A 25,429-nucleotide genomic window follows, 5' to 3' on the forward strand; every position below is an offset into this window, starting at 1 on the left:
GAAAGAATAAAGGGTGGCACAGTCAGATGAAAAAAGTTTACGATGATGATAGCTTAACGTTACATACAGATTTATATCAAATCAACATGATGCAAACGTATTGGAAATTAGGAAGAGCAGACTTACATTCCGTTTTTGAATGTTATTTTCGGGAGATGCCTTTTAATCATGGTTATGCTATTTTTGCTGGATTAGAACGCTTAGTCGATTATTTGGAGAATTTAACTTTTACAGATACAGATATTGCCTATCTTAGAGAAGTTGAAGATTACCCAGAGGATTTTTTGACTTATCTAAAAGAATTTGAATTTAAGTGTACAGTTCGTTCCGCATTAGAAGGGGATTTAGTGTTTAACAATGAACCATTGATTCAAGTCGAAGGACCTTTAGCACAATGTCAATTGATCGAAACAGCTCTTTTGAATATGGTCAATTTCCAAACGTTGATCGCAACTAAAGCAGCACGAATCAAATCTGTGATTGGAGACGATCCTTTGATGGAATTTGGTACTCGCCGTGCGCAAGAATTGGATGCAGCTGTTTGGGGAACACGTGCCGCTTACATTGGTGGAGCAGATGCAACCAGTAATGTTCGAGCGGGTAAAATTTTTGGAATTCCAGTCAGTGGAACCCATGCGCATTCACTAGTACAGTCCTACGGAAATGATTACGATGCTTTTACAGCATACGCGCAAACCCACAAAGAGTGCGTTTTTTTAGTTGATACTTATGATACTTTGAAATCAGGTGTTCCCAGCGCAATCCGTGTAGCCAAAGAAATGGGCGATAAAATCAATTTTTTAGGTGTTCGTTTGGATAGTGGAGATATGGCATATATTTCAAAACGAGTACGTGAACAATTAGATGAAGCAGGTTATACAGAAGCTAAAATTTATGCTTCAAATGATCTGGATGAAAATACCATTTTAAGTTTAAAAATGCAAAAAGCAAAAATCGATGTTTGGGGCGTGGGAACAAAGTTGATCACAGCATACGATCAACCAGCATTAGGTGCCGTTTTTAAACTGGTTTCGATCGAAGATAAAAATGGCAAGATGGAAGATACGATCAAGCTTTCAAGTAATGCTGAAAAAGTGACAACACCTGGCAAAAAACAAGTCTGGCGGATCACACGCAAATCTGACAAAAAATCAGAAGGAGACTATGTGACACTTTGGGATGAAGATCCTCGTAAACAAGAGGAGATTTATATGTTTCATCCAGTTCATACATTCATTAATAAGACTGTTCGAGACTTTGAAGCAAGAGCTGTTCTACAGGACATTTTTGTTGAAGGTAAACGTGTCTACGAAATGCCTACTTTAGAAGAAATCAAAAGCTATGCAAAAGAAAACCTAGACTCATTATGGGAAGAGTACAAACGTGACCTTAATCCGCAAAAATACCCAGTTGATTTATCAACTGAGTGCTGGAATCATAAAATGCGTTTGCTTGAGAAAGTCCGTGTGGATGTAAAAGCATTAAGTGAAGGCAAATAAATCGTATCTAGTTGAGCAGGCTAGTTCTTAATAAAAAAGATTGAACGAGCCCGCTACGCTTTTAAAATTAGGAGGGATTTTCTATGGAGTCACTGCAAAAGGCAATTATTGAAGAGTTAGGTGTAAAACCTCAAATAGATCCGCAAGAAGAAATCCGAAAAAGTATTGAATTTATGAAAAGCTATTTATACAAATATCCTTTTTTGAAAACTTTTGTTTTAGGAATCAGTGGAGGTCAGGATTCCACATTGGCTGGACGTCTGGCTCAACTGACAATGGAAGAGATGCGTGCAGAAACGAAAGATGAAGCGTATCAGTTTGTCGCAGTTCGTTTGCCTTATGGTGAACAGGCAGATGAAGCAGATGCTAAAAAAGCATTAGAGTTTATCCATCCCGATGTTTCTTTGCGCGTAAATATCAAACCTGCAATTGATGCCTGTGTTCTTTCACTTGTAGAATCGGGCATTTCTATCAGTGATTTCAATAAAGGAAATATGAAGGCACGTCAACGGATGATCGTTCAATATGCGATTGCTGGAGAAAAAGCAGGTGCTGTCATCGGGACGGATCATGCAGCAGAAAATATTACTGGTTTTTATACAAAATATGGTGATGGCGGTGCAGACATTTTACCATTATTTCGTTTAAATAAACGTCAAGGCAAATCTTTATTGAAGGAACTAGGTTCACCAGAGGAATTGTATACAAAGATTCCAACTGCAGATTTAGAAGATGACAAACCGCTGGTGGCAGATGAAGTAGCGCTTGGGGTGACCTATGACGATATTGATGATTATGTTGAAGGAAAAGCAGTATCGGAAAAGGCAAGAGAAACGATCGAAGGCTGGTATAAAAAAACGCAACACAAGCGACATATGCCAATTTCAATTTTTGATGATTTCTGGAAGTAAGGCTTGAATAAGGAAATAGATATTTTCAGGTGCGGACCCCAAGTGACCATGAAATCTCTGGGAGATCTGCACCAAAATTAGAGAGGAAAAGATCTCAATTTTCCGTTTTTCTCATTATATTTTAATGTTATTCGAGATTTATGTGGGAAATTGGTGATTATGAGAGTTTTTTTGCGAAAAAACATTATTTTTCACAGTCTCACTCTGTTATGGAGTGAGTGGATTGAAATCGGTACCTCTAGCAGTATACGAAAGCTGTATAAAAGTCTCACTCTATTATGGAGTGAGTGGATTGAAATTAGAATATGCCTTACTAATCGATACGACATCACGACTGTCTCACTCTATTATGGAGTGAGTGGATTGAAATAGATAATCAGTACATAAAAAAATACCGTTATCATTGTCTCACTCTATTATGGAGTGAGTGGATTGAAATGCCCCATGTGAAGGTTTGTGTTTTACCATCACCGTCTCACTCTGTTATGGAGTGAGCATGTTGCAACCTTGTATAACCATTTTGATTGGAAAAGGTATTCTTGCGTCAACCCAATATAAGTGATCACATTCAATCTAATAAAAAAGAAAGACTAAAAATTTAGCCTTTCTTTTTTTGCACCAAAATTCACTTTAATGTACCTTCATTTTGTTCAAATGGTTAAAAAAAGTGTAAAATTAACCTAGTTATCTGAAATAGTGCATAAAGTACTCTACAATTGATTTAACAATAGTAATAAGAAGGTGAATGAAAATATGAAAAAATGGTTTAGGAAAAAAAGAGATATAGATAGTGAGGAGTTTCTTTCATCTGAAGAAAAGGTGCAAAAAATAAATAATGCTGATATTCGGATTCCTACTGATATTAAAGGACTTTCCAACCAAGAAGTGGAACAACTTTTTGCTCAGGGGAAGACCAACAAAGAAGTTGAGGATCTATCTAGAACAACAAAACAGATCATTTTAGATAACTCTCTAACATTATTTAACTTTATCAACTTGTTTTTAGCTGTTGCAGTATTTGCTGTCGGTTATCCTAAAAATGCATTGTTTTTTTGGATCATTATTATTAATACGGCGATTGGTGTAATTCAAGAAATACATGCTAAAAAGACGATCGATAAATTATCTATCGTCAATAAAACCGAAGTAACAGCTTTAAGAGAGAACCAACTGACAAATATTTTTCAAGATGAAATTGTCTTAGGTGATGTTTTAGTTTTGACATTGGGCAATCAAGTTCCATCAGATGGAGTCGTTCTTCATGCGGAAGGAATGGAAGTGGACGAGTCTTTACTAACTGGAGAATCAGATAAGATCACAAAACAAAATGGCGACAAAATCATGAGTGGAAGTTTTATTACCTCAGGATTAGGCTTTGTCAAAATTACTGCAGTTGGGGAAGATAATTTTGTTTCTAAATTATCAAAAGAAGCAAAAACAGAGAAACATTCGACTTCCGAATTAATGAACTCTCTGAATCTTTTGATTAAAGGACTAACATTTGCCATTGTTCCGATCGGTTTACTGTTATTTTGGTCTCAGTACCAATCGACCCAGTCATTTCCTAAAACTGTTTTAGGTGTTTCTGGTGCACTGATCAGTATGATTCCAGAAGGATTGATGCTGTTGACCAGTGTGGCATTTGCAGTTGGTGCAGCCAATTTAGCCAGAAAACAAACCTTGATTCAACGCTTATCATGTATTGAAACACTGGCACGTGTGGATACCATTTGCTTGGATAAAACAGGAACCATTACAGATGGCAGTTTAACATTTAAGGAACTGATTCCACAAGCTGGTTTTCCAGCAAGTGAAATTGAACGTGCTATGAGTGAAATGATGGCAGGATTATCTGATCAAAACGCAACAGCGAAAGTTCTGAGATCCAGATTTCCAAGATCTCAATCTGCTTGGAAAGTTAAAGAGGTGATTCCATTTTCTTCTGATCGGAAATGGAGCGGTGTCACGTTTGAAGAAAAAGGATCGTTTGTTATGGGGGCACCAGAATTCATTTATTCTGAGGTTCCTGAAGAATTAAGTCAAAAACTTGCTCCATACAATGAACAAGGAGATCGCGTCCTGATTTTAGTTCATTTTTCTGAAGAATTAACAAGCCCTAAACTGCCGCAACAGAAAGAAACGGTAGCAATTTTCATTATTGCGGATACAATTCGTGAGAATGCGATTGATACATTCTCTTATTTTGCTAAACAAGATGTAACCTTAAAAGTTATCTCAGGTGATAACCCAATTACGGTATCACAAATAGCGAGACAGGCAGGAATAGCTGGTGCAGAAAACTTTGTTGATATGAGCACTATTTCTGATTCAGCGGATTTTAACGAACTAGTAGAAAATACGACTGTTTTTGGTCGAGTAACACCTTATCAAAAAAGAGAGTTGATCCAAGCCTTGAAACAAAATGGACATACCACATGTATGACTGGGGATGGTGTAAATGATATTCTATCATTGAGAGAAGCGGATGTCAGTGTAGCAATGGCTAGTGGAAGCGATGCAGCGCGTGCTGTATCAGATGTTGTATTGTTGAATTCTGACTTTAGTTCAATGATTCAAGTACTGAACGAGGGGCGCAGAGTGATCAATAATATTGAACGTGTTGCCTCGATGTATATGGTAAAAACAATTTATTCAGCGATTCTTGCTGTAACATTTATCTTTTTATTCTTACCATATCCATTTGCTCCGTTGCAATTAACACCAATTAATACATTAACAGTAGGAATTCCTTCCTTTATTCTAGCATTAGAGCCGAATTATCAACGAATTAAAGGGCATTTTTTGACGAATATATTGAGAATTTCAGTTCCCGGAGCATTAACGGTTGTTTTTAATATTTTAGTGTTACAGCTAGCTGGAATTTGGTTTGATTTATCTCACCAAGATGTTTCTACAATGTGTGTCTTGCTTACAGGTTGTGTAGGATTCCAAGTTTTACTAAGAGCTGCGCGACCATTAGATTTGAAAAAACAGATCATGATTGGCTTGTTGTTGATTGCCTTTCTAGTTTGTTTCCTATTCTTTGGTGATTTCTTTATGCTAACATCATTATTTACACGAAATGTCCTTTTCTACCTACCGTTGATTCTTGGTAGTCGCTCCATTTTTAATTATATTTCATTATTTATGACAAGAGCAATTTATGAAGTTGAAAAAGTAAAAGAAAATAGACGAATCAAAAAGAAAAGAAGAGTCATTTAAACTGAGAAAAGCTAAGACAGCACATTGTCCTAGCTTTTTTTATTAGAATAAAACCTAATGAAGAATGACATTCATTTTCATTTAAGCCTTTTGACTTTTTTATTTCTTCGACAGAGAGTACTCTTGATGAAGAGCGAGGAACTGTTCAAAAGGAGTGGTATAAAATGAAACATCTAACAAAGTTGATCATTACGATCGTAACAGGGGTTTTGGCATTAATATTTGAATTTATTCTTCATCAGTCAACATGGGCTTATGGTATCATCATCATCACAGGTTCTATAATGGCATTTTCAATGTTAGTGGAAATGATAAAAACGTTGAAAGCTGGAAGGTATGGGGTAGATATTTTAGCAATTACAGCAATCATTGCAACTTTGGCGGTGGGAGAATATTGGGCAAGTTTGATGATTTTAATTATGTTGACAGGTGGAGATTCTCTTGAAGATTATGCGGCTAAAAAAGCCAATAGAGAATTAAAATCGCTATTGGATAATTCACCTCAAAAAGCACATAAGTTGATCGATGGGGAATTAATGGATATTACAGTAGAAAAAGTTGCTGTAAATGATGATCTTGTTGTTAAACCAGGAGAAATAATTCCCGTTGACGGCTATGTAACAAATGGAGCATCAGCAGTAGATGAATCTTCTTTAACAGGGGAATCACGACCCGTTGATAAAAAAATAGGGGATTCATTGATGTCTGGCTCGATCAATGGTGACAGCTCTCTAACGATGACAGCAGAAAAAAGCGCAGCAGATAGTCAATATCAAACGATTGTAAAACTAGTAAAAGAATCAGAAGCACAGCCTGCTCGTTTTGTACGGATGGCGGATCGATATGCCGTGCCATTTACTATTACAGCTTATGTGATTGCAGGCGTTGCATGGTTTGTTTCAAAAGATCCAACTAGGTTTGCAGAAGTATTAGTAGTAGCTTCTCCATGTCCATTAATTTTAGCAGCGCCAATTGCTTTGGTTGCTGGTATGAGCCGTTCAAGTAGAAATGGGATCGTTGTAAAAACAGGGACTACTTTAGAAAAAATGGCTGATGCAAAATCAGTTGCGTTTGATAAGACGGGGACGATTACAAGAGGAGTTTTGTCTGTTGATAAAATTGTTTCCGAAAGTGACATTTCAACAGAAGATTTATTACTACTAGCAGCAAGTGCGGAGCAAGAATCAAGTCATATTTTAGCTCGCTCACTCGTAGCCCATATCTCTTCTTCAAAAAAATTGAAAAAAGTTTCTAATTTAGAAGAAGTAACAGGATCCGGCGTCAAAGCGACAATTGATGGAAGCGTAATTCGCGTCGGGAAGCAAGCGTTTGTTTCAGAAGAAAAAATGGGCGAAAAAGCAAATCAGACGGTTATCTATGTTTCCAAAGAGGGTCATTATTTGGGCTACATTACGTTTACTGATAGCATACGTCCAGAAGCTAAGGAAACAATGGAGCAGTTACGGAAACTACATGTAAATCATTTACTGATGTTGACTGGAGACCATCAAAAAGTCGCAGAGGATATTGCAAAAGAAGTCGGAATTGCCGAGGTTCATGCAGAATGTTTGCCTCAAGATAAAATCGATGTATTAAAGAAAATACCAGATACCTTGCGTCCTGTGATCATGGTGGGGGATGGTGTGAATGATGCTCCTTCTTTAGCGATCGCAGATATAGGGATCGCTATGGGGGCTCATGGGGCTACTGCGGCAAGTGAGACAGCGGATGCAGTGATCTTAAAAGATGATTTAGAAAAAGTTAGTACAGCAGTAAAAATTTCTAAAGACACGATGAAAATTGCTAAACAATCTGTTCTGATAGGTATTGCGATTTGCACGATCTTGATGCTGATTGCAAGTACAGGGATTATTCCTGCTTTGTTTGGTGCAGTTTTACAAGAAGTAGTAGATACTGTTTCGATTCTCTCTTCATTACGGGCAAAAAATGATTGATGTGAGCAGTAATATTAAGAGAAAAGATAGTTGCAACTATTTATATAAATTGTTAGAATCAACATATTAAAAATATAAAAAACGAATGTAATTTTATGACTGACGAACTTCAAGAGCTAGTCTCTCGGGAAAAAGATAAAAAATGAATGAGACAAAGAGCGTCCCAGTCATTTTTTCCTATTTTCCATTCGAGACTAAACGAGCTCTTTCAGCTTTTAAAATTAGGAGGAAAAAAGATGGACGGTAGTAAAATAAATGATAAGCAAGTGACGGAAGAAGTGCTTTTAGAACAAGGGTATCGTAAATATTCTGGAGAGGATTTAGATATTTACTATAGTAAAGAGATTTGCGCGCACATTGGTAATTGTGTGCTTGGCAATCCAGAGGTTTTTGAAGTTGGTCGTCGTCCGTGGATCATTGCTGATAATGGTGGGCTTGAAGAGGATATTCGTGTCATTAATACTTGCCCGAGCGGAGCTTTAAAATACATTCGGAAGGATGGAAAATAATTATGGAAATCAAAGAAGAAGAAAATCGTTTTGTACTATTAAATGATGAGAATCAAGAGATAGGAGAAATGACTTGGTCAAATGCTGGAGACAAAATGATGATCATTGACCATACATTTGTTGATCCAACCTACAGAGGTCAAAAATTGGCAGAAAAATTAGTATTTAATGGCGTAGAAAAGGCACGACGGGAGGACAAAAAAATCATACCACTATGTCCTTTTGCGAAAAAAGAATTTGATACAAAACCTGAATATGGTGACGTTTTAAGGACATGAAAAAAGAGAGCTGCGTTAGTTTAAGAAAAACGCAGCTTTCTTTTTCTTACAATAATAAACGAAAACTATCGCAGTTATACAAATACAACTGGTATTTGTAGCAAAAATATGCTAAAGTATAATAGATGTATTTTGTGAATAAGGGAGAAATAGACTATGTATAATTTTATTTTAACACTTGTAATCATCCTTTCAGTTGTGATGGTTATTGCCGTTATGATGCAACCAAGTAAACAAAACAGTGCAGCAAGTGCATTTACTGGTGGTGCAGATAAATTGTTCGGCAAACAAAAAGCACGTGGATTTGAAGCTGTTATGCAACGCGCAACAGCAATTATTGGTGCTGTTTGGATGTTACTATTATTTATTTTAGTATTATTATCATCGAAGTAAAAACGTTGAAGTCCTTCATTATACTGAGGGGCTTTTTTTATTACACAAATTGAATAATTATCTATGAAAAGTTCATGGAACATCTTTCTTTTCATAAGGTTTTCAGTAGAGAATGTGCTAAAATGGGGATGAGGTGAATTAGATAGTGAAAAAAATAAGTCTACCTAAACCATTATTTACGCAAAATGGTTCCCGTGCAGTGTTACTCTTGCACGCTTATTCAGGAAGTAGTAATGATGTTCGCATGTTAAGCCGTTATTTAGAAAAAGAAAATTATACCGTATATTCCCCTAATTTTTCTGGTCATGCAACTGTTGCGCCAGAAGATATTTTAGAGAAATCAACCAAGGATTGGTGGGAAGATACGATTGCGGCCGTTCAATTTTTAAAAGAACGAGGCTATCAAGAAATTGCTGTGTTTGGTCTTTCGATGGGCGGTATTTTTACGATGAGTGCTTTAACCAATCGGTTAGAAGGGATCATTGGCGGTGGCTTTTTCTGCTCACCGATTTTCCCTGTAAACAATAACGTTCCAGAAAATTTTGTTCTTTATGCTGATAAAGTTTTAAAAATGGCAGGAGTTTCATTAGAAGAACGTTCTCAGCGTATGGTGAAAATCAAAGAAGCCTCTTACGTTCAATTAAAAGATATTGAATCTTTTTCTGAACAAACCGCAAATAACCTTGGACAAATCACTGTTCCTGTTTTCATGGGACAAGCAGGCGAAGATGAAATGATTGATCCACTGGGTGTTTATAAAACCGCCAAAGCATTATCTCAAACACGATTTACATTAAACTGGTATCCAAATAGCGGACATGTTCTGACGATTGGACCAGATCATAAACAATTAGAACAAGATGTGTTAGCATTTTTAAATACATTATCTTGGAATGAGGAGAAAGAATGACAAAACAAACAATCAAGGAGAAAATCCTATTTTTCATGGAAAATCATACGAAAAAAAGTTTTTCTATGGAAGAAATCGCAGAAGGTTTACAACTGCAAAAAAGCTCAGATTTTAAATTACTTGTCCAAACCGTCGCAACGATGGAACGGGAAAAATCAATAGAATTCACTAAAAAAGGAAAAATCCGTTTACCACAAAAAAGTGGCGACATTGAAGGTACTTTTCGTGCAAATGAACGCGGGTTTGGTTTTGTGACTATTGATCCAGAAGAAGCAGATGTTTATATTCCAAAGGAAGCAGTGAACTTTGCAATGGATGGTGATATCGTTGTAATTGATATTGTTCAGCCGGCTGATCCATTTTCAGACCGTGGAGCTGAAGGAAAAGTCGTATCAATCAAAACTCGTGCGATCACACAAGTAGTCGGTGAATTTATTGCTTACGACGAAAAAGAAGTGAGTGAAACCGATCTTTATGGTTATGCCGTTCCTAAAGATAAAAAAATGACAGGTTTAACCTTTAATATTGCCGCACAAGGAATCAAACCCGTTGACGGCAGTATTGTCATCGTAGAAGTGACGCATTATCCTGAAAAAGAATATCCAAAGAGTCTAGAAGGTATCGTCAAAAAAGTAGTTGGTCATAAAAATGATCCTGGTATGGATATTTTATCGATCGTCGTGGCTCATGGTATACCAACGAGCTTCCCAGACGAAGTAATTGCGGAAGCTGATAAAGTGCCGGATGAAATTTCAGATTCCGATATCAAGGGCCGTAGAGATTTGCGGGATCAATTGATCGTCACGATTGATGGGGAAGATGCCAAAGATTTAGACGATGCAGTGGCTGTACGCAAACTAGAAAACGGCAATTATTTCTTAGGCGTGCATATTGCAGATGTATCCTATTATGTCACTGAAGGCAGTGAATTAGATCAAGAAGCGTATGAACGTGGTACCAGTGTTTACTTAACTGATCGAGTAGTCCCAATGATTCCGCAACGTTTATCTAATGGTATTTGTTCACTAAACCCTAATGTACCAAGACTTACAATGAGTTGTGAGATGGAGATAACGCCTGAAGGGCATGTAGTGAAACATGATATTTTCCAAAGCGTGATCAAAACAACCGAACGAATGACATATACTGCAGTCAACGAAATTTTAGAAGAACAAAAACCAGAAACAATGAAACGTTACAAAAAATTACTAACGATGTTTGAAGAAATGGGCGAACTTCACCATATCCTTGAACAAATGCGTGAGAATCGCGGTGCAATTTCATTTGAAGATCGTGAAGCTAAAGTATTGGTTGACTCTGAAGGACATCCTCATGATATTTTACTTCGTACAAGAGGTGTGGGTGAACGGTTGATTGAATCATTTATGCTAGCAGCCAATGAAACCGTAGCAAAGCACTTCCATGACTTGAAATTACCATTTATTTACCGTATCCACGAGCAACCTAAAGAAGAAAAAATGCAGCGTTTCTTTGATTTTGCAGCTGTACTAGGCATTCTAGTTAAAGGGACAAAGGCAGATATTACGCCAAAAGACTTACAAAGAGTTTTAGAACAAGTTGCGGATAAGCCTGAAGAAGCTGTGATCAACACAATGTTGTTGCGTAGCATGCAACAAGCTCGTTACTCAGAAGACAACTATGGTCACTATGGGTTGGCTGCCGAGTATTATACGCACTTTACTTCACCAATCCGCCGTTATCCGGATTTGATCGTTCATCGATTGATCCGCAGCTATGAAGGAAAGGTTTCAGAAAAGCTAAAAGAAAAATGGGAACAGGATCTTCCTGATATTGCAGATCACAGCTCAAGAATGGAACGTCGCGCTGTTGAGACAGAACGTGAAGTTGATTCTATGAAGAAAGCTGAATTTATGGCAGATAAAATCGGTGAAGAATATGATGGTATCATTAGTTCTGTGACTCGATTTGGTCTTTTTGTTGAATTACCGAATACGATTGAAGGCTTGATACATGTCAATAACTTGAAGCAAGATTACTTCCATTTTATTGAAAATCACATGGCTTTAGTAGGGGAACGAACAGGTATGACACTGAAAATCGGTCAAAAAGTCAAAGTCAAAGTGGACAAAGCCGATCCTGAAACAAGAGAAATCGATTTTGAATTTCTTGAAGCGGAAGAAGTAGAGAGAATTGAAGCACCAAAACAAAAAAAACGTCAAGACAGCCGTCAAAGACGCACACCTGATCGTAATAAAGAGACGAATAAGAAACCATTCTCCCAAAAGAAGAATAAGAAAAAGGGCAAAAAGCCATTTTATAAGGAAGTAGCTAAGAATAAAAAAACGAAGAAACAAAAGAAAAAATAGAAAATGGAGGAATGGGTATGCCAAAAGGGGAAGGAAAATTGATTGCCCAAAATCGTAAGGCAAGGCATGACTATACTGTTGTTGATACAATGGAAGCGGGAATCGTTTTACAAGGAACTGAAATAAAATCGATCCGAAATGGACGAATCAACTTAAAAGATGGTTTTGCTAGAATCAGAAATGGAGAAGCCTACCTGCTCAATGTGCATATTAGCCCGTATGAGCAGGGTAATATTTTTAATCATGATCCTTTAAGAACAAGAAAACTATTACTACACAAAAAACAAATCGCTAAACTGATTACTGAGACAAAAAATACTGGAATCACGATCATTCCGCTAAAAGTTTATATCCGCAATGGTTATGCTAAAGTATTGATTGGTTTAGCTAAAGGGAAAAAACAATATGATAAACGAGAAGATTTAAAACGCAAAGAAATCAATCGTGAAATTGATCGGACGTTAAAAAATAATTTACGATAATTCATCAAAATAAATCGATTTAAGGGTTATTTTATTCTTTTTCGCATATTTGTTTTCTTTGCTTTATCTTATGTGAAAAATTTGGTAGAGTGTAAGGAAACTGATGAGTTTTCATCGTTTTTTCAATAACCGACCTTCGTACTGCCAAATACTAATGGGCGCTTATTTTATTAATATTTTGTCACATTAAAAGAAGTGTCCAATTTTCATGAAATTCTTTTGAAATTATTCATCGTTGGTGGTATGATACGTGTGGTTAAGAAATAGAAGCCTTGTAAGCTTCTCGCAAGTTTGTTGGAAAAGAGGTGAAATAATTTGGAAGAGAAGACACTACTCTTCAAGATTGGGCCGATTTGGTTTGACGGAACGATTTGTTTAATGGTTCTGTTAACATGTGTCATTGTCTTTGGGATAGTATATTACTGCACAAGGAATATACAAATGAAACCTAAAGGCAAACAAAATGTCATTGAGTATCTCATTGATTTTGTTCGGAGTATCATTACCGACAATATGCCAAGTAAAGAAGTAACAAATTTTCACCTGCTAGCATTCACGATGTTTATGTTCGTTCTAGTTGCGAATATTATTGGTTTAGTAACCAAAGTTGCAATTGGAGATTATACGTATTGGAAGAGCCCAACAGCCGATCCAATGGTTACCTTGACATTAGCATTGATCATGATTGCTTTAACACATTTCTTCAGTGTTAGTCGCTTTGGGTTAAAAGGATATTTTAAAAATAGCTTTTTAAGTCCAGTATCGTTTCTAATGCCGATCAAGTTGATGGAAGAATTTACGAACTTGCTTACGTTGGCGTTACGTTTATACGGAAATATTTTTGCCGGTGAAGTATTACTTGGACTGATTGCAGGACTTGTATCCAGTGTAGGGCTTTGGACGATTCCATTAGCAATACCGCTAGAGATGATCTGGTTAGCCTTTTCATTGTTTATCGGCGGAATTCAAGCATTTATTTTTGTAACATTATCAATGGTTTACATGGCTCATAAAGTTGAAGTCGAAGAATAAACAATAAATAAAAACAACTATTTCTTAGGAGGAAAACAATAATGAATTATATCGCAGCAGCAATCGCAGTTTTCGGAGCAGCAATCGGAGCAGCTTACGGTAACGGAAAAGTTATCTCTAAAACAATCGAATCAATGACACGCCAACCAGAAATGGCTGGACAACTAAGAACAACAATGTTTATCGGGGTTGCCTTGATCGAAGCGGTTCCTATTCTAGGTGTAGTTATTGCATTGTTATTAGTGCTTAAATAATCCCTTTAGAAGGCAGGACGCTGAGTTTTTAAACGCCACGCGTTACTGCTTTCTTTGCTGCGAATCACAGCGACTGCCTTCGGCAGAGCTGATGATGAGCAGTACTTGGCGAACGAAGAGAGAGAAGTAACCTATTTAAAAGAAACATCAAGCTTCTCCAAAAATAAGGTAGACCGCCGAAACAACAAGTTTAGTTTGTAGCTATGACAAAATAGCAGAGCTGATGATGAGCAGTACTTGGCGGATAAAGAGAGAGAAGTAACCTATTAAAAGAAACATCAAGCCCCACCAAAAATAAGGTGGACTGAACCATATCAACAACATCACCACAAAGTATTGCAGAGAAAGGAAGTTGAAACTTCATGCTAGATTATTTAGTAATCGGTGAAGCAGGACCAAGTACAACAATTGGCACGATGATTGTCGTAAGTGGCGCTTTTCTGATTTTGATGCTCCTAATCAAGAAATTCGCTTGGGAAGCAATTACTGATATGTTAAAAAAACGTGAAGATAAAATTGCCAACGATTTAGATTCTGCAGAACAATCTCGCATAGCGGCAGCTAAGATGCAAGAAGAACGTCAACAAAAATTACTTTCTTCTAAATCTGAAGCAGCAGAAATCATCAAACATGCGAAAGAAAATGGAGATAAAAACCGTCAAAAAATCTTATCAGAAACCAATGATGAAGTTTCACGTTTGCGAGAAAAAGCACGTCAAGATATTTCTCAAGAGCATGAAGAAGCATTGGCATCTGTCAAAGATGAAGTAGCGAGTTTATCTCTACAAATTGCAGAGAAAATTTTAAACAAAGAATTGACACCAGATGCACATGATTCATTGATCAATTCTTATATCGAAGGCTTAGGTAAGTCAAATGAAGTTAGATAAGTATACAGTGGGTAAACGCTATGGCAAAGCTTTGTTTGAGTTGGCGATTGAAAAGCAAGAAGCTGACAGCATTTACCAAGACTTATTAAAACTTAGAGAAATTTTCCACGAAGTTCCAGAACTAGGAGATATTTTAAGCGATGTACGTCTTGAACCGTATGAAAAAGACGAAATCATGAAGCAATTAGTAAGCGGTATTGAAGGAACAATAGAAAACTTTTTATATGTCGTTTATAACTATTCACGTATGAATGATTTATTATTGATGATCGATGAATACGAGAGACGCTATGACGAGCATAAAAGTCTACTTTTAGGAACAGCATTGACAGCCGTTCCATTAACGAAAGAACAACATCAGTTAATGGAAGAAAAAGCAGCAAAACTTTTAGGCTATGAACAAGCTAATCTTATCAATCTAATCGATCCTGATATCGTTGGCGGTGTAATTATCGAAGCCAATCATAAAGTGATTGACGGTAGTATCCACAAGCAATTAGAACGAATCCAAGAATTGTTATTAAAATAACGTTCAGCACAATAAAGAGGTGAATTGAATGGCTATCAAAGCAGAAGAAATCAGTGCCTTGATTAAGGAACAGATCAAAAATTATCAACAAGAATTAGCAGTCGAAGAAATTGGGACTGTCACATATGTTGGGGATGGAATCGCTCGTGCCCATGGATTAGAAAACGCAATGAGTGGAGAATTACTTGAATTTTCTAATGGCTCATACGGAATGGCGCAAAATTTAGAAACCAATGATGTCGGTATTATCATCTTAGGTGATTTTGAAACCATTCGAGAAGGCGATAAAGTAAAACGTACTGGTAAAATCATGGAAGTTCCTGTCGGTGAAGCAATGATTGGTCGTGTTGTTAATCCATTAGGCCAACCAATCGATGGCTTAGGTGAAATCAAAACAGATAAAACACGTCCAGTAGAAGCAGCAGCACCAGGCGTTATGCAAAGAAAATCAGTCGATCAACCAATGCAGACTGGTCTTAAAGCAATCGACGCACTTGTACCAATTGGTCGTGGTCAACGTGAATTAGTGATCGGTGACCGTAAAACAGGGAAAACATCTATTGCTATCGACACGATCATCAACCAAAAAGGGCAAGATGTGATTTGTATTTATGTTGCGATCGGTCAAAAAGAATCAACTGTCCGAAACCAAGTTGAAACATTAAGAGCTTATGGTGCACTTGACTATACAATCATCGTAAATGCAGGAGCATCTCAACCAGCGCCATTACTTTACATTGCGCCATATGCAGGAGCTGCGATGGGTGAAGAATTCATGTATAACGGCAAACACGTTTTGATCATCTTTGATGATTTATCAAAACAAGCGGTAGCCTATCGTGAACTTTCATTACTATTACGCCGTCCTCCAGGTCGGGAAGCTTATCCAGGAGATGTGTTCTATTTGCATTCACGTTTATTAGAACGTGCAGCAAAATTAAGTGATGAATTAGGTGGCGGTTCAATGACGGCCTTACCATTTGTTGAAACACAAGCCGGAGATATTTCTGCTTACATCCCAACAAACGTTATTTCAATCACAGATGGACAAATTTTCTTAGAAAGTGATTTGTTCTATGCAGGTACTCGTCCAGCCGTTGATGCCGGTCTTTCAGTATCACGTGTTGGTGGTTCAGCTCAGATCAAAGCAATGAAAAAAGTTGCAGGTACACTTCGTTTAGATTTAGCAAGTTACCGCGAATTAGAAGCATTTACTCAATTTGGTTCTGATTTAGACGCGGCAACACAAGCCAAGCTAAACCGTGGTCGTCGTACCGTTGAAATTCTAAAACAAAAATTACATGCACCACTAGCAGTCGAAAAACAAGTGGTGATTTTATACGCTTTAACACATGGATTTTTAGATAATATCAGTGTTGCAAAAATTCTAGATTTTGAATCAGAACTGTTTGACTTTTTAGACGGCAAACATCCTGAATTATTTGAAACGATCCGTACAACAAAAGACTTGCCAAAATCAGAAGATCTAGATGCGGCAATCAATGAATTCAAAGAAATTTTTAGTGCTGCCAATTCAGAAGGATCGACAGCAAAAGATACACTTGAATCAATTCAAAATGCGTAAGAGAGGTGACAAGAATTGGGTGCTTCATTAAATGAAATCAAACAACGCATTGCTTCAACTAAAAAAACCAGTCAGATTACTAACGCTATGCAGATGGTTTCGGGTGCAAAACTGACAAAATCAGAAGCGGCTTCTAGAAGCTTTCAGGAATATGCGTCAAAAATCCGTTCTATCGTTACACATCTTGTTGCGGCTCAATTAAGTGATCTAGAAGAATTGGATTCATATGACAATGAAGAAGCATCAGAAAGTGGCAACTACCATATGATGTTGACATCACGTCCAGTGAAAAAAACAGGTTATATCGTCATTACTTCCGATAAAGGATTAGTTGGCGGGTATAACAGTTCAATTTTAAAACAAACGATGAAAATGATGGCAGATGACCATAAATCTCAAGATGAGTATGTCTTGGTTGCAATCGGTGGAACTGGTGCCGATTTTTTCAAAGCTCGCGGCATAAATGTTGCCTATGAACTTCGTGGATTAAGTGATCAACCTAGTTTTGACGAAGTGAGAAAAATCGTGTCAACAGCGACTACGATGTATGAAAATGAAGTGTTCGATGAGTTGTATGTTTGTTATAATCACCACATCAATTCATTGACAAGTCAATTTCGTGTAGAAAAAATGCTGCCGATATCAGATTTAGATCCGGACGAAGCGACAACATATGAGCAAGAGTATATCTTAGAGCCTTCAGAAGAAGCAATCTTAGATAATTTGCTACCTCAATATGCTGAAAGTTTGATTTATGGTGCGATTATTGATGCCAAAACAGCAGAACATGCTGCTGGGATGACAGCAATGAAAACAGCTACTGATAACGCGCAAAATATCATTAGTGATTTGACGATTTCTTATAATCGGGCTCGTCAAGGAGCGATTACACAAGAAATTACTGAAATCGTAGCCGGTGCAGCTGCACTAGAGTAACAATCAAGATTCGAGCCAGATAGGCTTGAAGTTCTTACTAAGTAATAGAGAAGACAGGTTTTTATCACGACCTCGTTAGGGTACAACACTGTTGAACTTTCAATAGTGTTGCGACCTCTTCAAACGAAACGGAGGAAAGACACATGAGTTCAGGAAAGATTGTTGAAGTAATCGGTCCCGTTGTTGACGTGGAATTTTCACTAGATCAATCCTTACCAGATATAAATAATGCATTAGTCGTTTACAAAAACGGCGAAGAAAAACAAAAAGTTGTTTTAGAAGTAGCTTTAGAATTAGGGGACGGTGTCATCCGTTCTATCGCAATGGAGTCCACTGATGGATTACAACGCGGAATGGAAGTTATTGATACAGGAAAACCAATTTCTGTTCCAGTTGGGAAAGAAACGTTGGGGCGTGTATTCAACGTTTTAGGCGATACGATCGACTTGGAGGAGCCATTCCCAGAAGATGCAATACGCAGCGGTATTCATAAAAAAGCTCCTGATTTTGCTGATTTAAGCACAAGTAACGAAATTTTAGAAACAGGAATCAAGGTAATCGATTTATTAGCTCCTTATTTAAAAGGTGGTAAAGTTGGACTATTCGGTGGTGCCGGTGTTGGTAAAACTGTGTTGATCCAAGAATTGATTCATAATATTGCCCAAGAACATGGCGGTATTTCTGTATTTACGGGTGTAGGAGAACGAACTCGTGAAGGAAACGACCTTTATTTTGAAATGAAAGACTCTGGTGTTATCGAAAAAACAGCCATGGTTTTTGGTCAAATGAATGAACCTCCTGGTGCGCGTATGCGTGTGGCTTTGACTGGTTTAACGATTGCGGAATATTTCCGTGATGTTGAAGGTCAAGATGTATTGTTATTTATCGATAATATCTTCCGTTTCACTCAAGCTGGATCAGAAGTTTCTGCCTTATTAGGTCGGATGCCTTCTGCAGTTGGTTATCAGCCAACTCTTGCTACTGAAATGGGTCAATTACAAGAACGTATCACGTCTACTAAAAAAGGCTCAATCACATCGATCCAAGCAATCTATGTACCAGCTGATGACTATACTGACCCGGCGCCAGCAACAGCATTTGCCCATTTAGATGCAACAACAAACTTGGAACGTCGTTTAACTGAAATGGGTATTTACCCAGCGGTTGATCCGTTAGCTTCATCTTCTAGCGCCTTAGCACCAGAAGTTGTAGGAAACGAACATTATGCTGTAGCAACAGAAGTACAGCATGTATTGCAGCGTTACCGTGAGCTACAAGATATCATTGCCATTTTAGGGATGGACGAGTTATCTGATCAAGAAAAAATCTTGGTTGGCCGTGCCCGTCGCATTCAGTTCTTCTTATCACAAAACTTTAATGTCGCAGAACAATTTACCGGACAACCAGGTTCGTATGTTCCTGTTGCTGATACAGTCAAAGGTTTTAGAGAAATTCTTGATGGAAAACACGATGACTTACCAGAAGAAGCGTTCCGTAGTGTTGGTAGAATTGAAGATGTTATTGAAAAAGCTAAAACGTTGAACTACTAAAAGGAGGAGACACAGAAATGGATTGTTTAACTGTCAATGTGGTGACTCCTGATGGGTTGGTTTATGATCATCGTGCAACGATCGTTGTTGCAAAAACAACGGATGGCGAAATTGGTATCTTGCCTAAACATGCACCAATTATCGTTCCTTTAGCGATTGATGAGGTTCGCGTAAAAAGAACTGACTCTGATACCCATGTGGATTGGATCGCTGTAAATGGCGGTATCATGGAAGTCCGTGATAACGTTGTTTCAATTATTGCAGATAGTGCAGAACGCGAAAGAGATATTGATGTAAGCCGTGCAGAACGTGCAAAACATCGTGCTGAACGTATGATTGAAAAAGCGAAGGAAAATGCAAATACGGATGAATTACGCCGTGCAACAGTTGCACTTCACCGAGCAATCAATCGGATCAATGTGTCAAAACATATTTAACCAATGTAACGTAATAGATTTAATAATAGTAGTAAAAAAGTGCTTAACTTGCAGAAAAGAGTTAAGCACTTTTTTGTGTGAAAGAAGTATTTTAATTAAGATATCTTTGATTTTTCTCATTAAATTTTTTAAAATTAAATAGTGACTATTATGTTTTAGTGAGTGGGTAAATGTACTGATTGCAATAACGAACTTAACTTTAAGTGATGGTGTAAGAAAAGCTGCAGATTAAAGAAATGAAAATGGAATTCCATAGGATGAATAATTTGAAAAAGTGTGATAAACTGTCTCTATGATATTTAAAGGAGATAGGTTTTATGCAGTTTTTTGGTATTGATGCAATGATTCGAATCATCTGCCATATGATGTTTATCTATGTTAGTTTTTGGGCGATGCAATCTATCAGAATAGAACAGTTTTTTAAAGCGCATCAAACCACTCAAGTACGTTTACTAATCGTCTTATTTTCGATCGTTATTGGCTTTACTGTGAGCTCGTTTTTCCTAGAGTTTCTAGCGTTATGCCGTAACTTATTCAGTGTATTTTTTCCATAAGGATCGACGAATAAAAAGAAAAGATACTATTTGTTGGTAAATAGTGGTATAATAGAAAAGATTTTGGATCGAAGCATCCAATTCTAACTTTTTTGGGGGGAACAAAATGGAACAGATTATTGTTCATGGTGGTAACCAATTAAAAGGAACTGTGAAAATCGAAGGGGCTAAAAATGCAGTATTGCCAATTTTAGCAGCAACTCTTTTAGCTGAAGAAGGAACAACAACATTAAATAATGTACCAATTCTTTCTGATGTCTTTACAATGAACCAAGTAATCAAGCACTTAAATGTAGACATTGAATTTAATGAAGAAGAGAACCAAGTCACAATAGATGCAACGCAGCCTTTAGGCATCGAAGCAAATTACGAGTATGTTAGTCAAATGAGAGCATCAATCGTCGTTATGGGGCCTTTATTGGCTCGTAATGGTCATGCAAAAGTTGCTATGCCTGGCGGATGTGCAATTGGTAAAAGACCAATTGATTTACATCTGAAAGGGTTCCAAGCGTTAGGTGCTAAAATCATTCAAAAAAATGGGTATATCGAAGCTATTGCGGATGAATTGATCGGAAATACGATTTATTTAGATTTCCCAAGTGTAGGTGCTACTCAAAATATTATGATGGCAGCTGTTAAGGCCAAAGGTATGACAGTAATCGAAAACGTTGCTAGAGAACCTGAAATCGTAGATTTAGCGAATATCCTTAATAAGATGGGTGCTAAAATCGTCGGTGCTGGAACTGAAATGATGCGTATCGAAGGTGTTGAGAAACTTCATGCAGTGGAACATTCAATTGTTCAAGACCGTATTGAAGCTGGAACATTCATGGTTGCAGCTGCGATGACTGAAGGAGATGTTCTGATTGAAGAAGCAATTCCTGAACATAATCGTCCACTTATTTCTAAATTAACTGAAATGGGTGCTGTTATCCGTGAAGAAAGAGGCGGGTTACGTGTCATTGGTCCTAAAGTAATCAAACCAACGGATATCAAAACATTACCGCATCCAGGTTTTCCAACGGATATGCAAGCGCAAATGACTGCAATGCAAATGGTAGCAGAAGGTTCAAGCGTTGTAACTGAAACTGTGTTTGAAAATCGTTTCCAACATCTAGAAGAAATGCAACGTATGAATGCTGATGTAAAAATAGACGGAAATATTGCCATTATCAATGGTACTCAAGCATTACAAGGTGCTGCTGTAGAAGCCACTGATTTACGTGCAGCAGCTGCTCTGATCTTAGTAGGATTACGTGCTGAAGGCATTACACGTGTATCACACTTAGAATATTTAGATCGTGGCTACTATAAATTCCATGAAAAACTTCAAAAATTAGGAGCAAAAGTGGAACGAGTAAACGACGAAAAAGCAACAGAAAAGAAAATGTCAACAGTTAATTAAGAGGGGAAATAGATATGAGTTCGACACGCTATATTATAGTGACTTTGTTGAAAGTTTTAGTAGTGATTGCCTTAGTGATTATTTTATTTGTTGCCGGTACGATGATCGGTTATGGAGTAGTCGGCGGAGGAAATCCAAAAGATGTGTTCAAAGAAGAAATTTGGACTCATATTCTAGACTTTTTTAAATAGGTGTAAGTTGTAAGTTCAAAGCTGGTTCAAACTGTTTTTAAGTTTGGATCGGCTTTTTGTTTCGGAATAAATAACAGTTGTTTTTATTATTTTGATTGCTATTTTTTGTAAACTACTCGTAATATAAGGCGATTTTAGTAGATTTTTTAATATTTTATCTAGATTGAAACGTATAAATATAACAAAAATCTTTATTTAATGTTTTTGTTCATTTTCTAATAAAAAAATTATCAGGCTTGATAGGTCAGTATTCTTTAATGTAATAAAATGGAGTATCGCTATAAAACAATGAAAATATTTCCAATGTAACAACCTTTAAAACGCTTTCGGATATACTGTAACTTAGCTTTAATTAAATAGTAACCATTAAAGGTTTGCCTCATGCTATGATTGCTCTCGTACGAATTTTAGGGAGGAAACTATTTAATGAAGAAAAGATGGTTACCGATTTTATTTATCATTTCCTGTTTTATCACTGGCTCAATGATTCCAGTATATGCAGCGGAAAATAAAACAAGTGAGACTAAAAGTTTAGCTAGTTATACAGTTGTGTCGGAACAAACAGCTCAAAATTTTTCTAGCTCGATGATCTATTCACTAACAGAAGGCAAAGCTTTTCAATTAGTAAAAGCAGATATTCTAAATAAAGATAAAATTGAAAAAGAAAAAGCTGCAAAAGCTAAAGCAGAGGCGCTAAAAAAAGAGCAAGCTGCAAAGCAAAAAGCAGAAGCTGATAAAAAACAAGCACAATTAGAAAAAGAAAAAGCTGAAAATGCTAAACCTAATGGAAAAACGATGATGATGGAAGCTACAGCGTATTCTTGTAATGAAGGATTTATCGGTGGAGGAAACTTGACTGCTATGGGACAGGATTTAAGAGTGGACCCAATGGCTATTGCTGTTGATCCTAGTGTAATCCCTTTGGGAACGAAACTGTATGTTGAAGGATATGGAGAAGCTGTTGCGAGTGACACTGGTGGCGCAATCAAGGGCAATATTATCGATCTTCATTTTTCAGATGTATCTCAATGCATCAATTGGGGTAGGAGACAAGTTGCAGTGACGATTTTATCATGATTATTTAACTAGATTAATAGGTTTTGACTCTTAAAGATGAACAAGATATTTAAATTCTTGTTCATCTTTTTTTGTAATTCGGAAAGACTAAATTATCGAATAAGAAAAAAAGTTATATGTTATAATAAAGATTGATTAATTGGAGAAGGAGCGATATGTTTATGAAAGCTGTAGTTACTGAGATTGGTACTCATGCATTAGATGAAAAAGAGCCTATGGTCATACTTTTTGGTGAAACTGCCACAGATGGGTTAAAAGAGTATTCTGTGATTCAAAAATTTCAAGAAACTCAATCTTTAGAATTAAAAAAAGGTGATCTGTTAAAGATCGATGCAAAAGAATATTCTATCAATTATGTCGGATCATTCGCAAACAATAATTTAAATAGTATTGCCCATGTAACGCTAGTCTTTGCAGATGTACCTCAAGAAGATGCCATCGTTAATGGGTTATATCTGACTCCTAGTGACTTTCCAACGATCAAAGTTGGATCAATAATAGAATACGTATCGCGTGGAGTGTGATTAAATGGAACAAGAAAAAGGGAAAGATAAACGATTTTCTTGGTTTTGGCGTTGGTTTTTGAATAATCAAGTTGTGACGACATTGTTGATTATTTTACTGATCTTGCTGATTTTATTGGTTTTTACAAAAGTGTCCTATTTATTCAAACCAGTTTGGCAATTTATTGGTGTCGTAGGTTTGCCTCTGATTATGGCGGGAATTTTATATTATTTAATGAATCCGGTGGTTGATTATCTAGAGAAAAAACGAGTACCTCGGATTTGGAGCATTATCGGACTATTTATCATCGTAATTGCGTTGATCATTTGGGGTCTTGTCGTAATCGTTCCTAAAATTCAAGAACAGACGGTTAGTTTTGGGAATCATTTTCCTCAATATATTGACACGATCGATAAAAAGATGCAAGAGATTTTGAGCGATCCTTTTTTTGCTCAGTTTCGTAGTCAATTAGAAGATATGGGGGACAAATTGATTAGTTCCTTGGGAGATATTATTCGTAATATTTCCACTTTCACTGTTCAAGGATTAGGAAGCTTTGTTGGAGCGGTTGCAACAGTTGTGGTGGCGATCATCACAATGCCGTTTATCTTATTCTATCTTTTAAAGGATGGAAAGCAATTGGCACCTTATTTGATGAAATTTTTACCGAATAAAATGCGGAAACCTACATTGAAAGTATTAGGAGAAGTGAATTCACAAGTTTCTTCTTATATTCGCGGTCAATTAACGGTCGCTTTTGCTGTAGCTGTAATGTTTATTTTAGGTTTTTCATTTATTGGATTGGATTATGCGATCACTCTGGGTATTACAGCAGGATTCCTTAATTTGATTCCATACCTAGGTTCATTTTTGGCAATGGTACCAGCTATCTTTTTAGGAATTGTAGGAGGTCCTGTTTTATTAGCCAAGGTTCTAGTTGTTTTTGTTATCGAACAAACCATTGAAGGTCGAGTGATTTCACCATTAGTATTAGGAAGTCAGTTAGACATTCATCCTGTGACGATTTTAGTCGTGCTATTGACGTCTGGAAAGTTATTCGGTGTCGTAGGGGTTATTCTGGGAATACCTGTCTATGCTGCAGCTAAGGTCATCATTACGCATATATTTGAATGGTATAAAGATGTATCAAGTTTGTATCATGAGGAAGAAGAACTAAAAAAACTTGAATAGAAAGAATGAGACAGAAGCAAATTTTCGAATGAGTTGTTTCTGAGCTCAACGTTTATACAGAGGAAAAGTGAGCGGGATATGACTCGTAAAGTCATGTCCCACTCACTTTGATTTTTTTCTTAAAATGTTTTACCTAATGTCGTTGCTTGGTCCATTGCAGCACCTAATAACTCTTCAGCTTTTTCTGGATGATGATCGATTCCTTCAATAAATAATTGATCGACCTCAGAAACACCGATGAAGTTCAAAATTCCTTTTACATATTGAGAAGCAAAATCTTGTCCTTCATAGAAACCACCATTAGATTGAATGTGTAATGCTTTTTTGCCGCTTGTCAAAGGTTTAGGACCTTCTTCGGTATACTTAAACGTTTTTCCAGCTACATTGATTGTATCGACCCAAGCTTTTAAGCGAGTGGGTACATTTAAATTCCATAAAGCATTGGCAATGACAACTTTATCAGCACCAAGAAATTGATCTGTTAGTTCATTGAAACGTGCAACTTTTGTTTGTTGACTTTCATTTAGGGCAGTAAACTCAGTACCAGTGCGCAATGCACCCCAACCAGAAAGTAGTTCTTCATCGATTTCTGGAACGAAATCAGCGTAGACATCAAGAACGTCGATTTCATCAGTTGGATTTTGAGATTGATAACTTTCTAAAAAAGTTTCCAATGCACGAACAGAGCGAGATTCTTCTTTTGTAAGTGGGTGTGCTTTAACAACAAGTAATTTTGACATGTAAAGTCTCCTTTGAATACCTAAGTATCATTATTTATAAACAAAAA

The 25,429-nt window shown here is 36.9% G+C and carries 25 protein-coding genes; 24 read left to right on the forward strand and 1 reads right to left on the reverse strand.

Going from position 1 to position 25,429, the window contains the following annotated elements; translation table 11 throughout:
• The first annotated feature begins 26 nt into the window (after positions 1-26).
• The 24 genes from A5821_RS00805 (at position 27) to A5821_RS00920 (ending at position 24,642) form a co-directional block, all read left to right on the forward strand.
• Positions 27-1,499: a nicotinate phosphoribosyltransferase gene (locus tag A5821_RS00805; protein WP_086312479.1), complete on the forward strand. Its 1,473-nt coding sequence runs from the start codon at positions 27-29 to the stop codon at positions 1,497-1,499.
• Positions 1,500-1,582: 83 nt separating this feature from the next.
• On the forward strand, positions 1,583-2,410 hold the full coding sequence (nadE, locus tag A5821_RS00810) for an ammonia-dependent NAD(+) synthetase (protein ID WP_086312481.1): 828 nt from the start codon (positions 1,583-1,585) through the stop codon (positions 2,408-2,410).
• A gap of 753 nt (positions 2,411-3,163) precedes the next feature.
• Complete coding sequence (locus A5821_RS00815; protein ID WP_086312483.1) at positions 3,164-5,632, forward strand: cation-translocating P-type ATPase; 2,469 nt, start codon at positions 3,164-3,166, stop codon at positions 5,630-5,632.
• Positions 5,633-5,796: 164 nt separating this feature from the next.
• Complete coding sequence (locus A5821_RS00820; protein ID WP_086312485.1) at positions 5,797-7,587, forward strand: heavy metal translocating P-type ATPase; 1,791 nt, start codon at positions 5,797-5,799, stop codon at positions 7,585-7,587.
• 236 nt (positions 7,588-7,823) lie between these two features.
• Positions 7,824-8,096, forward strand: coding sequence for a (4Fe-4S)-binding protein (locus A5821_RS00825; RefSeq protein ID WP_086312487.1), 273 nt, complete (start codon positions 7,824-7,826; stop codon positions 8,094-8,096).
• A 2-nt stretch (positions 8,097-8,098) separates the two neighbouring features.
• The gene (locus A5821_RS00830; RefSeq protein ID WP_086312489.1) at positions 8,099-8,374 is read left to right on the forward strand and encodes a GNAT family N-acetyltransferase; all 276 of its coding nucleotides are present in this window, start codon (positions 8,099-8,101) and stop codon (positions 8,372-8,374) included.
• 156 nt (positions 8,375-8,530) lie between these two features.
• Positions 8,531-8,767 (forward strand): preprotein translocase subunit SecG, encoded by a 237-nt coding sequence (gene secG / locus A5821_RS00835; RefSeq protein ID WP_010765524.1) that lies wholly within the window; start codon positions 8,531-8,533, stop codon positions 8,765-8,767.
• A gap of 142 nt (positions 8,768-8,909) precedes the next feature.
• On the forward strand, positions 8,910-9,677 hold the full coding sequence (locus tag A5821_RS00840) for an alpha/beta hydrolase (protein WP_422392083.1): 768 nt from the start codon (positions 8,910-8,912) through the stop codon (positions 9,675-9,677).
• Positions 9,674-12,025 (forward strand): ribonuclease R, encoded by a 2,352-nt coding sequence (gene rnr / locus A5821_RS00845; RefSeq protein ID WP_086312493.1) that lies wholly within the window; start codon positions 9,674-9,676, stop codon positions 12,023-12,025. Before A5821_RS00840 ends, rnr begins: the two co-directional genes overlap by 4 nt.
• A gap of 17 nt (positions 12,026-12,042) precedes the next feature.
• Positions 12,043-12,507, forward strand: a complete 465-nt coding sequence (gene smpB / locus A5821_RS00850) for an SsrA-binding protein SmpB (protein ID WP_025868494.1) — start codon at positions 12,043-12,045, stop codon at positions 12,505-12,507.
• 315 nt (positions 12,508-12,822) lie between these two features.
• Entirely contained in the window at positions 12,823-13,539 is a 717-nt protein-coding gene (atpB, locus tag A5821_RS00855; protein WP_034860381.1) for a F0F1 ATP synthase subunit A, read from the forward strand.
• Between the two features lie 41 nt (positions 13,540-13,580).
• The gene (atpE, locus tag A5821_RS00860) at positions 13,581-13,793 is read left to right on the forward strand and encodes a F0F1 ATP synthase subunit C (RefSeq protein WP_010763289.1); all 213 of its coding nucleotides are present in this window, start codon (positions 13,581-13,583) and stop codon (positions 13,791-13,793) included.
• A gap of 362 nt (positions 13,794-14,155) precedes the next feature.
• Complete coding sequence (gene atpF / locus A5821_RS00865; protein ID WP_086312495.1) at positions 14,156-14,683, forward strand: F0F1 ATP synthase subunit B; 528 nt, start codon at positions 14,156-14,158, stop codon at positions 14,681-14,683.
• Positions 14,670-15,212: an ATP synthase F1 subunit delta gene (atpH, locus tag A5821_RS00870; RefSeq protein WP_086312497.1), complete on the forward strand. Its 543-nt coding sequence runs from the start codon at positions 14,670-14,672 to the stop codon at positions 15,210-15,212. Before atpF ends, atpH begins: the two co-directional genes overlap by 14 nt.
• Before the next feature lie 28 nt (positions 15,213-15,240).
• Positions 15,241-16,797 carry a F0F1 ATP synthase subunit alpha gene (gene atpA / locus A5821_RS00875; protein WP_086312499.1) on the forward strand — a complete coding sequence of 519 codons (1,557 nt, stop codon included), beginning with the start codon at positions 15,241-15,243 and terminating at the stop codon, positions 16,795-16,797.
• 15 nt (positions 16,798-16,812) lie between these two features.
• Positions 16,813-17,733, forward strand: coding sequence for a F0F1 ATP synthase subunit gamma (locus A5821_RS00880; RefSeq protein WP_069645165.1), 921 nt, complete (start codon positions 16,813-16,815; stop codon positions 17,731-17,733).
• A 143-nt stretch (positions 17,734-17,876) separates the two neighbouring features.
• On the forward strand, positions 17,877-19,283 hold the full coding sequence (atpD, locus tag A5821_RS00885) for a F0F1 ATP synthase subunit beta (RefSeq protein ID WP_086312501.1): 1,407 nt from the start codon (positions 17,877-17,879) through the stop codon (positions 19,281-19,283).
• Between the two features lie 17 nt (positions 19,284-19,300).
• Positions 19,301-19,720, forward strand: a complete 420-nt coding sequence (locus tag A5821_RS00890) for a F0F1 ATP synthase subunit epsilon (protein WP_086312503.1) — start codon at positions 19,301-19,303, stop codon at positions 19,718-19,720.
• 317 nt (positions 19,721-20,037) lie between these two features.
• Positions 20,038-20,274 (forward strand): DUF1146 family protein, encoded by a 237-nt coding sequence (locus A5821_RS00895; protein WP_086312505.1) that lies wholly within the window; start codon positions 20,038-20,040, stop codon positions 20,272-20,274.
• Positions 20,275-20,380: 106 nt separating this feature from the next.
• Positions 20,381-21,679, forward strand: a complete 1,299-nt coding sequence (gene murA / locus A5821_RS00900) for a UDP-N-acetylglucosamine 1-carboxyvinyltransferase (RefSeq protein WP_086312507.1) — start codon at positions 20,381-20,383, stop codon at positions 21,677-21,679.
• Between the two features lie 14 nt (positions 21,680-21,693).
• The gene (locus A5821_RS00905; RefSeq protein ID WP_010763298.1) at positions 21,694-21,870 is read left to right on the forward strand and encodes a DNA-directed RNA polymerase subunit beta; all 177 of its coding nucleotides are present in this window, start codon (positions 21,694-21,696) and stop codon (positions 21,868-21,870) included.
• 426 nt (positions 21,871-22,296) lie between these two features.
• Positions 22,297-22,947, forward strand: coding sequence for a 3D domain-containing protein (locus tag A5821_RS00910; RefSeq protein WP_086312509.1), 651 nt, complete (start codon positions 22,297-22,299; stop codon positions 22,945-22,947).
• A 161-nt stretch (positions 22,948-23,108) separates the two neighbouring features.
• Positions 23,109-23,471 (forward strand): PTS glucitol/sorbitol transporter subunit IIA, encoded by a 363-nt coding sequence (locus tag A5821_RS00915; protein WP_086312511.1) that lies wholly within the window; start codon positions 23,109-23,111, stop codon positions 23,469-23,471.
• Between the two features lie 4 nt (positions 23,472-23,475).
• Positions 23,476-24,642 carry an AI-2E family transporter gene (locus A5821_RS00920; protein WP_086312513.1) on the forward strand — a complete coding sequence of 389 codons (1,167 nt, stop codon included), beginning with the start codon at positions 23,476-23,478 and terminating at the stop codon, positions 24,640-24,642.
• 119 nt (positions 24,643-24,761) lie between these two features.
• Here the strand turns inward: A5821_RS00920 and A5821_RS00925 are convergent, their stop codons facing one another.
• Positions 24,762-25,382, reverse strand: a complete 621-nt coding sequence (locus A5821_RS00925; protein WP_086312515.1) for an FMN-dependent NADH-azoreductase — start codon at positions 25,380-25,382, stop codon at positions 24,762-24,764.
• Positions 25,383-25,429 lie beyond the last annotated feature (47 nt).

The organism is Enterococcus sp. 7F3_DIV0205 (assembly GCF_002141365.2).
GTDB classification, from domain to species: Bacteria; Bacillota; Bacilli; order Lactobacillales; family Enterococcaceae; genus Enterococcus_L; species Enterococcus_L palustris.

Coding starts and splice junctions, on each gene's coding strand:
- A5821_RS00820 (WP_086312485.1), top strand. CDS start 5,797: ATGAAACATCTAACAAAGTTGATCATTACGATCGTAACAGGGGTTTTG.
- murA (WP_086312507.1), top strand. CDS start 20,381: ATGGAACAGATTATTGTTCATGGTGGTAACCAATTAAAAGGAACTGTG.
- A5821_RS00815 (WP_086312483.1), top strand. CDS start 3,164: ATGAAAAAATGGTTTAGGAAAAAAAGAGATATAGATAGTGAGGAGTTT.
- A5821_RS00925 (WP_086312515.1), bottom strand. CDS start 25,382: ATGTCAAAATTACTTGTTGTTAAAGCACACCCACTTACAAAAGAAGAA.
- A5821_RS00890 (WP_086312503.1), top strand. CDS start 19,301: ATGGATTGTTTAACTGTCAATGTGGTGACTCCTGATGGGTTGGTTTAT.
- A5821_RS00895 (WP_086312505.1), top strand. CDS start 20,038: ATGCAGTTTTTTGGTATTGATGCAATGATTCGAATCATCTGCCATATG.
- atpE (WP_010763289.1), top strand. CDS start 13,581: ATGAATTATATCGCAGCAGCAATCGCAGTTTTCGGAGCAGCAATCGGA.
- A5821_RS00920 (WP_086312513.1), top strand. CDS start 23,476: ATGGAACAAGAAAAAGGGAAAGATAAACGATTTTCTTGGTTTTGGCGT.
- atpF (WP_086312495.1), top strand. CDS start 14,156: ATGCTAGATTATTTAGTAATCGGTGAAGCAGGACCAAGTACAACAATT.
- A5821_RS00905 (WP_010763298.1), top strand. CDS start 21,694: ATGAGTTCGACACGCTATATTATAGTGACTTTGTTGAAAGTTTTAGTA.
- atpH (WP_086312497.1), top strand. CDS start 14,670: ATGAAGTTAGATAAGTATACAGTGGGTAAACGCTATGGCAAAGCTTTG.
- secG (WP_010765524.1), top strand. CDS start 8,531: ATGTATAATTTTATTTTAACACTTGTAATCATCCTTTCAGTTGTGATG.
- A5821_RS00830 (WP_086312489.1), top strand. CDS start 8,099: ATGGAAATCAAAGAAGAAGAAAATCGTTTTGTACTATTAAATGATGAG.
- smpB (WP_025868494.1), top strand. CDS start 12,043: ATGCCAAAAGGGGAAGGAAAATTGATTGCCCAAAATCGTAAGGCAAGG.
- rnr (WP_086312493.1), top strand. CDS start 9,674: ATGACAAAACAAACAATCAAGGAGAAAATCCTATTTTTCATGGAAAAT.
- atpD (WP_086312501.1), top strand. CDS start 17,877: ATGAGTTCAGGAAAGATTGTTGAAGTAATCGGTCCCGTTGTTGACGTG.
- A5821_RS00825 (WP_086312487.1), top strand. CDS start 7,824: ATGGACGGTAGTAAAATAAATGATAAGCAAGTGACGGAAGAAGTGCTT.
- atpA (WP_086312499.1), top strand. CDS start 15,241: ATGGCTATCAAAGCAGAAGAAATCAGTGCCTTGATTAAGGAACAGATC.
- A5821_RS00805 (WP_086312479.1), top strand. CDS start 27: ATGAAAAAAGTTTACGATGATGATAGCTTAACGTTACATACAGATTTA.
- nadE (WP_086312481.1), top strand. CDS start 1,583: ATGGAGTCACTGCAAAAGGCAATTATTGAAGAGTTAGGTGTAAAACCT.
- A5821_RS00910 (WP_086312509.1), top strand. CDS start 22,297: ATGAAGAAAAGATGGTTACCGATTTTATTTATCATTTCCTGTTTTATC.
- A5821_RS00915 (WP_086312511.1), top strand. CDS start 23,109: ATGAAAGCTGTAGTTACTGAGATTGGTACTCATGCATTAGATGAAAAA.